Raw genomic sequence first — 227 nt, 5'->3', positions numbered from 1 at the left:
GCACAACCACCACGTAATCCGACAGCCCTGGCTGATACGCGCCGCCGGCCGTGGCCGAGCCGTGTACCACCGTGATCTGCGGCAAGCCCATGGCCGACATGCGCGCCTGGTTGGCGAAGCTGCGCGCGCCTTCGACGAAAATCTCGGCGGCATAGTTGAGGTTGGCGCCGCCGCTTTCGGCCAGGGTCACCACCGGCAGTTTGTTCTCCAGGGCGATCTGTTGCAGG

The 227-nt window shown here is 66.1% G+C and carries 1 protein-coding gene; it reads right to left on the bottom strand.

Annotated features, from left to right (window positions below):
* Positions 1–227, bottom strand: a 227-nt coding sequence (locus ACW9IR_RS30150; RefSeq protein ID WP_457466261.1) for a carboxyl transferase domain-containing protein, incomplete at both ends; no start/stop codon positions are given.

This window comes from Pseudomonas sp. SDT291_1_S447 (genome assembly GCF_054070155.1).
The sequence above is the reverse complement of the archived record's forward strand: the minus strand, read 5'-3'. Positions and strand labels throughout refer to the sequence as shown.